Source organism: Thiothrix litoralis, from assembly GCF_017901135.1.
GTDB lineage: Bacteria > Pseudomonadota > Gammaproteobacteria > Thiotrichales > Thiotrichaceae > Thiothrix > Thiothrix litoralis.
The window spans coordinates 985,529-997,986 of record NZ_CP072801.1; the positions used below are offsets into that span (position 1 = coordinate 985,529).

Below are 12,458 nucleotides of genomic sequence, written 5' to 3' on the forward strand. Positions count from 1 at the left end.
CTCACTCACCTTCTTCATGCGCCTTTCATCGTGCCTTTAGGCAGGACAGAAGCAACAGCCTGTTTTTGTACTTTGATGACGACATTATCAGCAACCGTCAGTTCGACAAAGTTTTCGTTGATGCCTGCTACTTTACCAAGTACACCACCACCCGTGACGACTTCATCACCTTTGCTCAGGGATTCCAGCATTTGTTTGTGTTCTTTGGCGCGCTTTTGCTGCGGGCGGATAATCATGAAATACATGATGGCGAAAAACACACCCATCATTAACAGCATTTCAATGCCACCACCAGCGGGTGCTGCCGCGCCTTCGGCATAAGCGTTAGATATCAGAAAGTCCACGTTCTATCTCCTTGAATGTCATTTTCGGTGGCTATTATGCCACCTCCCACGGAAAAGCGATAACCTGTTTCAGGTCATTCACTTGCATCCTGCACATCAGGATGCGGTCGATACCGACCGCAACCCCGGCACATTCTGGCAATCCCTGTTCGAGTGCGGCAAGAAACCGTTCATCGACGGGGATGTCATCACCGCGCGTGTGTGCATCTTCTACCAGAATTAAGCGATTCTGCGCTGAATCAGTTTGTTCCTGATAACCATTACCCAATTCCAACGCGCCGAGGTAGACCTCGAAACGTTCTGCCAAGCGTTGCCCGTCAAAGGTATCCACCTTGGCCAGCGCACTTTGGCTTGCTGGGTAATGGTAGACGAAGGTCAACTGGTCTGCCGGGAAGTGCGGTTCCACGCAATGGGTGAGCAGCAAGTCCCGCCACGCTTGCGCGGGCATATCGCCGTCGATGTTAATAGCGTGCGCACGGGCGCAGGCTGACAGTTCGGCTTCTGTGGCAACATGGGGGTCAAGCTGCAAAGTTTCAAGGAACAACGCGCGATAGCTGCAAAAACGCGGTGGTTTTTGTAGATGCGGAATCAGAATGTGCAATAAGTCAGCGACTTCTTGCATCAGTTGTCGCCAAGTGAAACCGAGCCGATACCATTCCAGCAGGGTGAACTCGGGGTTATGGCGCTTGCCGCTTTCATCGCGCCGCCATACTTTGCAGAGTTGGTAGATGTCGCCAGACCCTGCGACCAATAAGCGTTTCATCGGGTATTCCGGCGAAGTGTGCAAATAGCGTAAGCCCGCCGGGGTGTTGACGCTGAAGCTGTCGATGAAAGGGTCGGTATTGCCTGCTTGCGACAGTGCTGGGGTTTCAACCTCTAGCACTTTACGTTCCGCAAAAAAAACGCGCACCTGATGATTCAGGGATGCGCGTTCCTGCAAGGCAGTCAGATTCACGCTTTGACGCGGGAAACGTATTCGCCAGTGCGGGTGTCGATTTTGAGGATTTCGCCTTCTTCCATGTACAACGGAACTTTGACGGTTGCGTTGGTTTCCAGCGTAGCAGGCTTGGTGCCGCCGGTGGCGGTATCACCACGCAGGCCGGGGTCGGTCTGGGTGATTTTCAGTTCGACAAAGTTGGGTGGAGTCACTTGCAACGGTACGCCGTTCCACAGGGTGACGATGCACTTTTCATTGCCTTTCAGCCATTTGACAGCATCAGCCATCGCAGTTGCACCGGCATCAAGCTGTTCAAAGGTGGTGGTATCCATGAACGTCCAGTTTTCGCCGTCGGAATACAGGTATTCCATGTCGCGGTCTTCAACGTCAGCGCCTTCGTGAGTCTCGGTTGACTTGAAGGTTTGTTCGATAGTACGCCCCGTTTTGAGGTTGCGGACACGGGCGCGGGTGAAGGCTTGGCCTTTACCGGGCTTTACAAAGTCGCTTTCCACGACGGTGTAAGGGTCGCCATTGAGGATAATCTTCACACCAACTCTTAAATCATTGCTACCATAGGTGGCCATTAGTCCGTCTCCAAAATCATCTAAACGTAAAATAGCCCGCTATGATAACCGGAATCCAGATAAAAAATCAGGTAGAAAATGTTGTGTCTGCAAAAGTAGCTGTTTGGCAGCGTGAATTGGCAGGTGCAGTGCGTGATCCGCTGCTGCTGATGCAGGCGCTGAACTTGGTCGGCGAAGGTGTCAGTGTGGAAGCAGCACGCCAGTTCCGTTTGCTGGTTCCGCACAGCTACATGGCGCGCATGAAGCCCGGCGATTGGAACGACCCGCTCTTACGCCAAGTCTTGCCGCTGGATGATGAGTTGCAAGTGGTAGAAGGTTTCAACCACGATCCAGTCGGCGACCAACCTTCGCTGGTGTCGGATGGGGTCTTGCACAAGTACCACGGGCGGGTGTTGTTGGTGACGACGGGGGCATGTGCAGTGCATTGCCGTTATTGTTTCCGGCGGCATTTCCCTTACAGCGAATCCAACCCGGTGAAGGGCGAGTGGGAGGGTGCATTAGCCTATATCCGTGCTAACCCGGATGTGCGCGAAGTGATTTTGAGTGGTGGCGACCCGCTTACTTTGTCGGATGAGCGTTTGGCGCTGTTTTTGGGGCAACTGGCAGCGATGCCGCACATTACGCGGGTACGTTTTCACACCCGTTTGCCAGTGGTGTTGCCGTCGCGGATTGATGCCGGGTTTTTGCAGCTACTGGCCGGTATCCGCCAGCAAGTGGTGATGGTTATCCACGCCAATCACGCGCAGGAGCTGGCGGCGGATGATGTGCAGCAAGCGCTGGCTGCCTTGCATTCCGCAGGCGTGACTTTGCTGAATCAGGCCGTGTTGTTACGCGGCGTGAATGACAGTGTGCAGGCGCAAGTCGATTTGAGCGAAAGTTTGTTTGCCCAGCGGGTGTTGCCGTATTACCTGCATGTACTGGATCGGGTCGCAGGTGCGGCGCATTTTGAAGTGCCGGAAAGCGAAGCCTTGCCGTTACTGGAAGGCGTGCGTCAGCGGCTACCCGGCTTCCTCGTACCTAAACTGGTGCGGGAAGTGGCAGGTGAAAAGGCGAAAACACCCGTGGTTTAAGACGGCGTGTCTGGCGGTATTTCATACGTCAGATTGTTTTCGCGTTCATCGCCGGACAGTAACACTTGCCTGACCACCTCCCCATTCTGCAAATACACCAGCGCCACATTCGGGCGGCTGGTGATCCAGTTGAGTTCGGTGCGTAATCTCGGACGCCAATTTTCGATCTTGATGACGCGCCAGAACAACAGGATTTTCCACCACGGTTTGATGCTGTGCTGCTGTACAGTTTTTCCCGGAATGCCATTCACTTCTACTGCCCAAGTGTTGTAACGGAAAAATCGCCAGAAAAACACACGTTCCCACCAAGGCAGGGTTTCCGGGCTGCATGGGCCTAGACGTACCTTGGTGGTCCAGTTGGCGAGGAAGGTTTCCAGCCAGCGGCCTGATTCGGGGGTATTGCGCATCGCGCTGCTGGTGAGTTGCAGGCATTGCAGGGTAGGGGAGTATTGCCAGTCATTGGTGTCGGACTGCGGTTTCATCAGGTTGCTGCGGTTGCTGTAATAAGCACGGTTGGCAAAACTGTAATGCACATCGCCGGACAGGAAGGTGACTTTTGTCAGCCCCATCCGCAGTAGCAAGGTGTCGAGGAAAAACGCAAAGCCGCGCCGATTGGCGACCCAACTTTCCACGTCGATGCTGCTGGCGCTGAACAAGCCGGTGAAACCACCCATGAGTACCCCGATTCGGTACAACACGTCTTGCAACCATTCGATCGAGGAAAAGCCGAACACGGGTGTGCCGGTCATGAAAATCGGGGTTTGCTGTTGATTTTCTATGCTCAACCATTCGCCGCGCATTTCATCGAGTGCATAACGATCCATCAAATGAGGTGGTTCGTTATTGCTGCCAAAATCCCGTTGGGTACGCGAATCCATCACAAAGATCGGCGGGGTGGTGGGTAATACGAAGCTCCAGCGCCGGAATTTCCACAGGCGGAAATCGAATTCAGCACATTTGTGACGATCCTCCGGGTCATCCAGATGATCCTTGATGACTCGGATAAAGCGGGCAGGGTAGTTGTCGGGGTTATTGCCCCAGCCTTGAAAAGCCCAGTAGGCTGCGAGGCCGTTGGAAATGACCCGCGTGCCATTGGCGCTGGCGCTGAGTTTGTCGTACCAACTGCGATTGAGGTTCCAGTCATCGGTGATGTCGTGGTCGTCAAAGTTCATGTAGGTGACGATATTGGCGAATGCTTTGCGTACCTGCGGCTGGCTACTGACAAAGGTTTTCAGGCTCAAGCGTTCAAAATCTTTGAGCTTTTCGGGGGAATAAGTCCTCATGTGACGTGCGGCGGCGAGGTCTTCCCTGCCTTCGGGGGGAAACTGGAAACCGACTCGGTTGCCGAACGTAACCAGATACAAAGCGGCGTATTCCCCGAAGCTGAGCACGTGGGCATGTTGTGAACTGGAGGTCAGGCCGCACCCAGCTTTCAAAGCGGTACGCTCCTGGGTACTGATGATGCAGGCATCGCTGCCATCGGGAAGTGGGATGCTTTTGCCCATTAATTGCAGTGACAGGGCTTGCAGGTAGGTCATCAATTCGGGCAGGACATCATCGGCGTAAATCTGGTCGCCAATCAGGAACAGCATCGCCGGGCGTTGGCTCAAATCATGCTGGGTTTCTTCCAGTTGTTCGGTCAGCAGGGCGAGGGAATCCTTGCTTTGGACGCTGCCATCGTCGTTGAATGCTAGTCCGTGCGCCTTGCGGCACGAACCGTAGGCAATGACGCCGAGTTGGCTGGGTATGTAAAAACCGGGGCGGCTTGCACCTTCCAGACAGACATCATCCAGATCAAGTAGCTGTTCGGTTTCCGTGTCCAAAAGTTCGTAGCTGAGCAGGGTGTCTTGAGGAAATGTACCTGCATCAGCTAGCGGGAGTGCTTCCACCAAGGTAAACCACAATTGTGCGCCCAGTTGCCAGCTTGTGGGGTCGGTACGGTTGCGGCGGCGTTTTGCTTTGGGTTCCGGTGGTTGGCTAATCAGCGTGCCGTTGGGATCGAAAATGCGCAATTCCAACTGCAATTCGCTGCTGCTGGCTAGCCAGACATTGGCGCTGTCAACGGTGACGCGCCGCAGGATGGGGCCTGCGAGAATGCGCGGCAACACCGGGAGGTCGGGGAGTGTGTGATGCATGATCTTTGCCCTGAGTTGTTGTGTTCTTCTACAAGCATAGGACGAATACACGCAACTTTCCTTAACTTACCTTATGTTTGCGGAAATCCCACGGGGCTTGAGGTTGTTTGTCTTTCCATAAACCGCGTTTGGCTTTGCGTGCCTGTTTTTCAGCAGCAGCGTAGGCGATTTGGTCGTCTTTGCTTTGTTCTTTCATGTAAGCGGTGTAGTGCCAGCCGCAGCCTGATTGGATCTGGGTGAGGGCTACGTCTTTGCCTTCTACGCTGACTTTGCCGAGGACGCGCCCGTAACGGTCGAGTTTGTGGGCTTCCACGGTCGCGGTGAGGTTGATGGCTTGCGTCATCAGGGCTTCCTTGCACTTTTGACCGAAGGGTTGGGCTTTTTCGGGGGCGTCGATGCCTTGCAGGCGGATTTTGTATGATTGTTTGTTGCTGGCTAGTACGGTGAGGGTGTCGCCATCGCTAACCCCAACCACGCGCCCTTGTGCCAGCACGGTGCCGTCGGCGTTGAGGGTTGCGCCGGGTGGGAGCTGGGCTTGCAGTTTGTTGTCGGGCTTGCTGTCGAAGCAGCCTGTCAGCAGCAGGGCAGTGAGGGTAAGTGTCAAGTAGCGGGTCATGTTGTTACCATTGGTTTTGTTTTGTGGATTCTAACGGATGTTGCCTGATGATAATAAAACCTTTTTCTGAGTCGTGCGAAGAGAACAAAGCGCCGATTCTGGCGGTGCTGGAGCCGTTGTTACGGGACTGTGCTGCGGTGCTGGAAGTGGGCAGTGGCACGGGGCAACACGCGGTGCATTTCGCGGCGGCCTTGCCGCAGTTGGTGTGGCATACCAGCGATGTGGCGGTACATCACCCCGGTATTCAGAGGTGGCTGGATGAGGCGGGTTTGCCGAATACCCGTGCGCCGCTGGCTTTGGATGTGGTGCGCGATATGTGGCCTGAATTGGCGGTGGATGCGGTGTATTCTGCCAATACCGTGCACATTATGGGCTGGACGGAAGTGGAGGCATTTTTCGCAGGGGTTGGTACGTTGTTGTCAGCGGGTGGTTTTTTGGTGCTGTACGGCCCTTTTAACTATGACGGGCAGTACAGCAGCGAGAGCAATGCGCGGTTTGATCAGTGGTTGAAGATGCGTGATCCGCGCAGTGGGATTCGCGATTTTGCCGACCTGAACCGGCTGGCGGAACAGGCGGGAATGCAGTTTCAGCACGATTACACCCTGCCGGTGAATAACCGGCTGTTGGTGTGGTGCAAGGCGTAGTGCTTAGTCGTTGGCTTGCAGGGCTTTGCCGTCGAAGTGGATGCCTGCCCAGCCGTGGCGCATGAAAGTGCGGATATTGGCGTGGTTGGTGCCGTCGGGTGTTGCCAGTACATCGCGGTAATGTTCGCCGAAACAGGCCAGCGTTTGCGCTGCATTCAAGCCTTGCAGGTGGGCGAAGGCGAAGAGTTTGCACGAGCCTTCGTTGGTGCCTGCCGGGTTGCTTACAGTGTCGTCGTCGCTGCCATTGGTGAAGCTTTGCGGGGTGTAGGTGTAGTGCGCGGCGATGGTGGCGAGTACGTCGGCAAAGACGATTTGCTCGGGGGCGGTGGCGAGTTGGGTTAGTAGGGTGTTGATGGTCATGGTTGTCTCGAGGGTTTAAGTTTGCGTTGCGGGCTTGGTTGTGTCGGTGTTTGCGTCTTGCTGCGCTTGCTCCCATTGCTGCAATGCTGCGCGGTAAATATCCCACACGCAGGGGTCACAGCCGCTTTCGCAGCATTCGTTGGGGGCGGGTGGTTGGGGTTTTTCAGTGATGGGCGATGGTTGCATGGCGGTTGCTCCTGATTTCATGGGCGCAACATAGCAATTTGAAGTTGGTTGGGCTAGTTTTTTGCAATATGTGATAACTTGTCTAATGCCCCACTCATTAGCCAATCACCAACTCATCTCCCTCACACGGTTCTTGTCCGCCTTGGCGTGTCAGAATACGTTTGAACGCATCTTTATCTGCCCGCTGTTGACGTTCAGTGAAAAAACGGGCGGTTTTCATTGCAGCCAGTTTTTCTGCTACGGCGATAGCGATAAATTGATTGATGCTCACACCGTCATTGTTTGCCGCTTCATTGACCGCCTCTTTGAGAGAGCGAGGTAGGCGCAGAGGGTAAGTTGCAGTTTGTTGTTTCATATGCGAATTCTCCTAATAGCATCAGCGGGACGCATGGCTTGGATACCGAAACGGGCGGGGGCATCGCCATAATCGCGTAGATTGAAGGTAACAAGTATCTCTGCCCTGCCATTGATAGCGGTTTCTAACACCATTTCATCGGCTGGGTCATGCAATTGTGGTCGCCACAAAAAGTCCATGTGGACGGGTTCGACCAATGCGATGACCGCATCGACAAAAATGCTGGCTTCTTCCTTGCTCAACTGGGCTTCTGTCCAATGGCGCGTTTCCAGACATTTAGCTTCATATTCCAGTGCTAACGGAACGCTTGCTAGTAAACAGACTTGTGATGTATCCGCTGCGATTTGCAAAATAGCCGCAGAAGCTCCCGTTGGGCTACGCATGGCAGCGATGATCACATCTGTATCCAAAACACAGCGAAGCATAACATTCCTTGTTGTTGGCATCTTATATGACATCTTATGCAATATCTAAGACTATGGCAAAGAGAGTTTTTGAACAATCAAGGGGGGGAAGCCATCGTGTTGGCGTTTTTGGAAGAGCCGGAACGCGCAGCCGCAGCTAGTACACTTGAATGCTCTTTCGACAGCATCAAGGTGAAGAAAAAAGTGGCTTTGGAACAAATGGATGAAGCTATCCGCCAACGTGGGGCTACTACTGGCATCACTAACAGAGTTTGAGAAACAGAGAATGCGGTTGCAGTCTTTTAGCGAAAATCAGGTTCGCACCCAATTTTCACATTTGAACTGCTCCATCAACATCCATTCAATGCTTTGATTTTCATTATCAAACTTTCATTATTCCTGCTCACCATATCCACTGTAGCTTCGCCATCACAAGCACTCTCTCCTTTCTTATAAGAGTATTTAACTGAGTACTTATCGTCGCTTAAAGGTTTTATTGAGTCTAATTTCAATGGTTCAGACATATTGCCGTAAAATTTTGTCAAAGCGTCTGGATCAAAAGCTCCTTGTCTTTTTTCTGGAACAATGTACTCGACTGCTTTATCTCCCTGTCCAAAACTCAGAGCATAGTAAAACGCACGTATTACAGTTGCAGATGTTCCATACTCATCAGTAATGTCACCTTCTTCATGAATTTTTATATTAGTGACGGTGGACACTAATGGAGCGTGGTGATGTCCTGTCATTGCAATCATAGATTCTGATAAGCCTACATCAACGGTTTTTCCTATTGATGCCTTCATTTTTTTTGATATATTAGCGTTGGTTATTAGATGTACCGCTGAAATTTCATCATCATTACCGCCAGCATCTGAGCCTTGGATACAAATAGACTCATGTAATGTAAGAATATATGCTGGCTCTGGCATATCTCCATCTTTTACGCTTATAAAATTGGGCGGCCCCGGAAATATCTCGAATTCTAATGTTCCTGTTAATTCTTTTGGCTCTGCTTTATCAACATTAAAACAAGTTGCAAAAGCAGGATTCCATATGAATATCAACGCCCCTACTATTAATTTGAGTTTCATCACGCAATACCTAATTAAAAATTATTTACCAACATAAAATGAAGGGGTATTGTGCTGTATGTGATGTGGAAAAACCAGATTAATATCACCCCGTCAACGTAACAAACACCTGTGTCATCCTTTCCGGCAACCGCTGCACATTATCCACCACGGTAACGCGCTTGCCGAAAATATCCCGCACATACTCATCCGCTCGCGGATCAAGGCTAATGCAATAACTGTAAATGCCTTTCTGATCCAATTCTTTCACCGCTTGCCGCGCATCTTGCGTCAGTAATTGCGGGTCATCCACGTCAATATCCGACGGTTCGCCATCGGTTAAAATCAGCAGCAGTTTTTTATCCGCCTGTTGATGCTCCAGATAATGCGCCGCATGACGCACCGCCGCGCCCATCCGCGTCGAATACCCCGCCTGCATTGCCGCCAGCCGCCCCTTCACTTCATCGTTCCAAGTATTCCTTTCAATAACTGGCTGGCTGTTCCGGCTGTTGGTGTGGCGCAAGGCGTAATGCTTAGTCGTTGGCTTGCAGGGCTTTGCCGTCAAAGTGGATGCCTGCCCAGCCGTGGCGCATGAAAGTGCGGATATTGGCGTGGTTGGTGCCGTCGGGCGTTGCCAGTACGTCGCGGTAATGTTCGCCGAAACAGGCCAGTGTTTGCGCTGCATTCAAGCCTTGCAATTGGGCGAAGGCGAAGAGTTTGCACGAGCCTTCGTTGGTGCCTGCCGGGTTGCTTACGGTGTCGTCGGCGCTGCCATTGGTGAAGCTTTGCGGGGTGTAGGTGTAGTGCGCGGCGATGGTGGCGAGTACGTCGGCAAAGACGATTTGCTCGGGGGCGGTGGCGAGTTGGGTTAGTAGGGTGTTGATGGGCATGGTTGTCTCGGTTGGGTATCGTTTATCGGCAACATTGGTGCAAAAGCTGGTTAAGTTGGCAGAGGAGTGAGTCATGACACATAAGCAATAATGGTATTAGTCGCATGGTCAACCGCGTGCCACAACCAATGTTGGTTACAGATAATAATCATGATCATGATCGGCTGGTATAGGATTTAAGGCAAATTTGGCACAGTATGGGAATCAAACCCACCGATACCACTTCTCCAACCCCAGCGTTCTGCTCCAAGAGTCAACCAGCTCACGGTCAGTGGTGCCGTCGAAAATCTGTTGCATACACGGTTCCAGTAACAGAGCGGCAGCGGCTTCCATGCCGACGGTGCGGTAAGGCTCAAACAGACCGGGGATGTCGAATAACTCAGCGACCATCAGCGCTTGCGCCGCATTCATCACCTGATTGGCACGAACCAAGGTACGTGGGAACATCTCCGGCGTCAGTTGCAAGCAAGCAATATGTTCCACGACTTGCTGGGTGAGAGAGTGTTGTTGAACAGCGTGCAGTTCCGCATAGTCGCGGTGCAGTTGGAAATCAATCAGCATCCCGATGGGCACCGAGCGCAACTGTGTCAGCACCCCGCCGATGACGTGATCGGTGAAGGCTTCGCGTTGCGACAGGGGAATGCTGGGGTGCATCGACAGCAGTTCATTCTTGATGCTGGCGAGGTAAGCCGCATTCGGTTTCAAGTTGGCGTGCTCGGTTTCTGGAGTGCGATATTGGTGCAGCACGAAAGCGGCTTGCCACGCGATCAGGTAGTTGTTTTCATCTCCCGGCCGACGCAGCACGATTTCATGGTTGTCACGGCCTTCGCGCCCGCCGATACGCACACTGGAATCAACGGGCAAACTGTCATCAAACACAATGTCGAAACCACGTCCGGTAAAGGCAGTTGCTTCGTCAAGTAGGCTTTGAGTGCTGGCAGGGTAGAGCATCACGGGGGAATCCTTATTGGGTCATGGGGCGAAAATTATAGGGCAAGCGGCTCGCGCTGGATACTCAAATACTTTTCGGGTCTAATGCATCCCGCAACCCATCCCCTACAAAGTTGAGGCAGAACAAGGTTATCGCCAGAAATCCTGCCGGAAACAGCAACATCCACGGCGCGGTTTCCATCTGCGCAGCGCCTTCCGCAATCAACACGCCCCAACTGGTCAGCGGTTCCTGTACCCCTAGCCCCAAAAAGCTCAAAAACGACTCAAACAAAATCACCTGTGGCACGGTCAGCGTCGCATACACAATCACCGACCCCAGCGTATTCGGCACAATATGGCGGCGAATAATCCCGAAATGGCTCACCCCGCTGACCCGTGCCGCTTCCACAAATGAACGGCCTTTCAGCGACAAAGCTTGCCCGCGTACAATCCGCGCCATCGTCAGCCATTCCACCGCACCAATTGCCACGAAGATCAGGAAAATACTGCGTCCGAAATACACCATCAGCAAAATCACGAAAAACATGAAGGGCAGGGCATACAACACATCCACAAAACGCATCATCAGCGCATCGGTGCGCCCGCCCAGATAACCTGCCGTTGCCCCGTACAACACCCCAATCAGCAAGCTCACCGAAGTCGCCGCCAACCCCACCATTAACGAAATTTGTCCCCCGACCAAGGTGCGCACAAATAAATCACGCCCGTTCGCATCCGTGCCGAAATAAAAGCCTGCGCTCCAGTCTGGCGGAATGCCCATGCTATCCCAGTAAATTTCATCAAACGGGTGCGGGCTGAACAAGGGTCCCAACAGGCACAATAACGCAATCGCCATTAACACCAACGCACTGCCAACCGCCATTTTATTGCGCAACAACCGCCGCCACGCCTTGCCCCACCAACTATTCATAACGCACCCTTGGGTCAATCAGCCCGTAAATCACATCCACTAGCAAATTCATCAGGATAATCAACGCCCCGTAGAACACCACCACGCCCATCACCAGCGTATAATCGCGGTTCAACGCCCCTTGCACAAAATGCCGCCCGATACCCGGAATCCCGAAAATCTGTTCGATGACCACCGACCCGGTAATAATGGCCGCCGTCGCAGGCCCCAGCCAGGAAATCACCGGCAGCAACGCACCTTTCAGCACATGCCGCCACAGAATCAGGCGCATCGGCAAACCCTTGGCAAACGCGGTGCGGATATGCGGGCTGGATAACGTTTCCAGCATACTGGCACGCATCATCCGTGCGGCGTAAGCAATCTGCGGCAAGGCCAGCGCAATCACCGGTAGCACGGCCGATTTCCAGCCTGCATCCCAACCCGCCACCGGCAGCCAGTGCAGGAATACCCCAAACACCAGCGCCAGCAGCGGTGCCATCACAAAATTGGGGATGGTGATCCCGGTCATCGCCACCGCCATCACCGCATGATCCAGCGGGCGATTCTGGTGCAATGCCGCCAACATTCCCGCCGGAATCCCCACCAGCAAGGCCAGCAGCATGGCAAACAGCCCCAGTTGCAGCGATACCGGAAAGCCTTGTGCAATCAAGCTACTGACCGTGTGATCCTTGTACTTGAAGGAGGGGCCGAAATCCCCCTGCACCACATTCAGCAGGTAATAGCCGTATTGAACCACCAGCGGCTGGTCGAGGTGGTAGGCGCGTTCAATATTGGCGGCAATTTCCGGCGGAATGGCTCGCTCCCGGTCAAATGGTCCACCCGGTGCCATTCTGATTAAAAAGAATGCCAAGGTAATGATGACCAGCAAGGTGGGCAACGCACCCAGCAAGCGTTTGAAGACATACTGCAACATACGATTGTGATCTTTTCCGAATTAAAAGTGACAAATTTTCTGAAAGCACCTAAGATTAAGTGTATTCTAATATTCTAATCTAGAAGATT

General features: G+C 53.0%; 18 protein-coding genes. 3 read left to right on the top strand and 15 right to left on the bottom strand.

Features of this window, described 5'->3' with window-relative positions:
* Positions 1-14: 14 nt before the first annotated feature.
* The 3 genes from yajC to efp are packed head-to-tail and all read right to left on the bottom strand — an operon-like array spanning position 15 to position 1,865.
* Complete coding sequence (yajC, locus tag J9253_RS04695; protein WP_210223521.1) at positions 15-344, bottom strand: preprotein translocase subunit YajC; 330 nt, start codon at positions 342-344, stop codon at positions 15-17.
* A 34-nt stretch (positions 345-378) separates the two neighbouring features.
* Entirely contained in the window at positions 379-1,299 is a 921-nt protein-coding gene (gene epmA / locus J9253_RS04700; protein ID WP_210223522.1) for an EF-P lysine aminoacylase EpmA, read from the bottom strand.
* On the bottom strand, positions 1,296-1,865 hold the full coding sequence (efp, locus tag J9253_RS04705) for an elongation factor P (protein WP_210223523.1): 570 nt from the start codon (positions 1,863-1,865) through the stop codon (positions 1,296-1,298). The genes epmA and efp overlap by 4 nt, the downstream gene beginning before the upstream one ends.
* Positions 1,866-1,948: 83 nt before the next feature.
* On the opposite strand from efp, the gene epmB reads away from it, so the two are divergent.
* Positions 1,949-2,935: an EF-P beta-lysylation protein EpmB gene (epmB, locus tag J9253_RS04710; RefSeq protein ID WP_266097371.1), complete on the top strand. Its 987-nt coding sequence runs from the start codon at positions 1,949-1,951 to the stop codon at positions 2,933-2,935.
* Here epmB and J9253_RS04715 read toward each other — a convergent pair.
* Together J9253_RS04715 and J9253_RS04720 are read right to left on the bottom strand one after the other, a co-directional pair.
* Entirely contained in the window at positions 2,932-5,070 is a 2,139-nt protein-coding gene (locus J9253_RS04715) for a metallophosphoesterase family protein (protein ID WP_210223525.1), read from the bottom strand. The genes epmB and J9253_RS04715 overlap by 4 nt on opposite strands.
* Positions 5,071-5,131: 61 nt before the next feature.
* The gene (locus J9253_RS04720) at positions 5,132-5,686 is read right to left on the bottom strand and encodes a thermonuclease family protein (RefSeq protein WP_210223526.1); all 555 of its coding nucleotides are present in this window, start codon (positions 5,684-5,686) and stop codon (positions 5,132-5,134) included.
* A gap of 47 nt (positions 5,687-5,733) precedes the next feature.
* On the opposite strand from J9253_RS04720, the gene J9253_RS04725 reads away from it, so the two are divergent.
* The gene (locus J9253_RS04725; RefSeq protein WP_210223527.1) at positions 5,734-6,330 is read left to right on the top strand and encodes a DUF938 domain-containing protein; all 597 of its coding nucleotides are present in this window, start codon (positions 5,734-5,736) and stop codon (positions 6,328-6,330) included.
* Between the two features lie 3 nt (positions 6,331-6,333).
* Here the strand turns inward: J9253_RS04725 and J9253_RS04730 are convergent, their stop codons facing one another.
* From J9253_RS04730 to J9253_RS04745, 4 genes are all read right to left on the bottom strand, one after another.
* Positions 6,334-6,690 (bottom strand): HopJ type III effector protein, encoded by a 357-nt coding sequence (locus J9253_RS04730; protein ID WP_210223528.1) that lies wholly within the window; start codon positions 6,688-6,690, stop codon positions 6,334-6,336.
* 15 nt (positions 6,691-6,705) lie between these two features.
* Positions 6,706-6,876 (bottom strand): oxidoreductase-like domain-containing protein, encoded by a 171-nt coding sequence (locus J9253_RS04735; protein ID WP_210223529.1) that lies wholly within the window; start codon positions 6,874-6,876, stop codon positions 6,706-6,708.
* A 97-nt stretch (positions 6,877-6,973) separates the two neighbouring features.
* Positions 6,974-7,231, bottom strand: coding sequence for a toxin-antitoxin system HicB family antitoxin (locus tag J9253_RS04740; protein WP_028488876.1), 258 nt, complete (start codon positions 7,229-7,231; stop codon positions 6,974-6,976).
* Positions 7,228-7,656 (bottom strand): putative toxin-antitoxin system toxin component, PIN family, encoded by a 429-nt coding sequence (locus tag J9253_RS04745; protein WP_210223530.1) that lies wholly within the window; start codon positions 7,654-7,656, stop codon positions 7,228-7,230. Before J9253_RS04745 ends, J9253_RS04740 begins: the two co-directional genes overlap by 4 nt.
* Before the next feature lie 69 nt (positions 7,657-7,725).
* Between J9253_RS04745 and J9253_RS04750 the strand changes: the two genes are divergently transcribed.
* Positions 7,726-7,911 carry a hypothetical protein gene (locus J9253_RS04750; protein WP_210223531.1) on the top strand — a complete coding sequence of 62 codons (186 nt, stop codon included), beginning with the start codon at positions 7,726-7,728 and terminating at the stop codon, positions 7,909-7,911.
* A 74-nt stretch (positions 7,912-7,985) separates the two neighbouring features.
* On the opposite strand, the gene J9253_RS04755 is transcribed toward J9253_RS04750, so the two are convergent.
* The 6 genes from J9253_RS04755 to oppB all read right to left on the bottom strand — a co-directional run bounded on the left by J9253_RS04755 (position 7,986) and on the right by oppB (position 12,369).
* The gene (locus J9253_RS04755; protein WP_210223532.1) at positions 7,986-8,726 is read right to left on the bottom strand and encodes a hypothetical protein; all 741 of its coding nucleotides are present in this window, start codon (positions 8,724-8,726) and stop codon (positions 7,986-7,988) included.
* A gap of 85 nt (positions 8,727-8,811) precedes the next feature.
* The gene (locus tag J9253_RS04760) at positions 8,812-9,270 is read right to left on the bottom strand and encodes a nitric oxide reductase activation protein NorD (RefSeq protein ID WP_228291507.1); all 459 of its coding nucleotides are present in this window, start codon (positions 9,268-9,270) and stop codon (positions 8,812-8,814) included.
* Positions 9,239-9,595, bottom strand: coding sequence for a HopJ type III effector protein (locus tag J9253_RS04765; RefSeq protein ID WP_210223533.1), 357 nt, complete (start codon positions 9,593-9,595; stop codon positions 9,239-9,241). Before J9253_RS04765 ends, J9253_RS04760 begins: the two co-directional genes overlap by 32 nt.
* A gap of 204 nt (positions 9,596-9,799) precedes the next feature.
* Positions 9,800-10,546 (bottom strand): hypothetical protein, encoded by a 747-nt coding sequence (locus J9253_RS04770; protein WP_210224537.1) that lies wholly within the window; start codon positions 10,544-10,546, stop codon positions 9,800-9,802.
* Positions 10,547-10,610: 64 nt separating this feature from the next.
* Entirely contained in the window at positions 10,611-11,456 is an 846-nt protein-coding gene (locus J9253_RS04775) for an ABC transporter permease subunit (protein WP_210223534.1), read from the bottom strand.
* The gene (gene oppB / locus J9253_RS04780; protein ID WP_210223535.1) at positions 11,449-12,369 is read right to left on the bottom strand and encodes an oligopeptide ABC transporter permease OppB; all 921 of its coding nucleotides are present in this window, start codon (positions 12,367-12,369) and stop codon (positions 11,449-11,451) included. Before oppB ends, J9253_RS04775 begins: the two co-directional genes overlap by 8 nt.
* Between the last annotated feature and the right edge of the window lie 89 nt (positions 12,370-12,458).

What these genes read in the sequence shown, in the direction of transcription:
- J9253_RS04745 (WP_210223530.1), bottom strand. Translation starts at nt 7,656, where the DNA reads ATGCTTCGCTGTGTTTTGGATACAGATGTGATCATCGCTGCCATGCGT.
- J9253_RS04755 (WP_210223532.1), bottom strand. Translation starts at nt 8,726, where the DNA reads ATGAAACTCAAATTAATAGTAGGGGCGTTGATATTCATATGGAATCCT.
- oppB (WP_210223535.1), bottom strand. Translation starts at nt 12,369, where the DNA reads ATGTTGCAGTATGTCTTCAAACGCTTGCTGGGTGCGTTGCCCACCTTG.
- J9253_RS04735 (WP_210223529.1), bottom strand. Translation starts at nt 6,876, where the DNA reads ATGCAACCATCGCCCATCACTGAAAAACCCCAACCACCCGCCCCCAAC.
- J9253_RS04715 (WP_210223525.1), bottom strand. Translation starts at nt 5,070, where the DNA reads ATGCATCACACACTCCCCGACCTCCCGGTGTTGCCGCGCATTCTCGCA.
- J9253_RS04740 (WP_028488876.1), bottom strand. Translation starts at nt 7,231, where the DNA reads ATGAAACAACAAACTGCAACTTACCCTCTGCGCCTACCTCGCTCTCTC.
- J9253_RS04775 (WP_210223534.1), bottom strand. Translation starts at nt 11,456, where the DNA reads ATGAATAGTTGGTGGGGCAAGGCGTGGCGGCGGTTGTTGCGCAATAAA.
- J9253_RS04770 (WP_210224537.1), bottom strand. Translation starts at nt 10,546, where the DNA reads ATGCTCTACCCTGCCAGCACTCAAAGCCTACTTGACGAAGCAACTGCC.
- J9253_RS04720 (WP_210223526.1), bottom strand. Translation starts at nt 5,686, where the DNA reads ATGACCCGCTACTTGACACTTACCCTCACTGCCCTGCTGCTGACAGGC.
- J9253_RS04765 (WP_210223533.1), bottom strand. Translation starts at nt 9,595, where the DNA reads ATGCCCATCAACACCCTACTAACCCAACTCGCCACCGCCCCCGAGCAA.
- J9253_RS04725 (WP_210223527.1), top strand. Translation starts at nt 5,734, where the DNA reads ATGATAATAAAACCTTTTTCTGAGTCGTGCGAAGAGAACAAAGCGCCG.
- efp (WP_210223523.1), bottom strand. Translation starts at nt 1,865, where the DNA reads ATGGCCACCTATGGTAGCAATGATTTAAGAGTTGGTGTGAAGATTATC.
- J9253_RS04730 (WP_210223528.1), bottom strand. Translation starts at nt 6,690, where the DNA reads ATGACCATCAACACCCTACTAACCCAACTCGCCACCGCCCCCGAGCAA.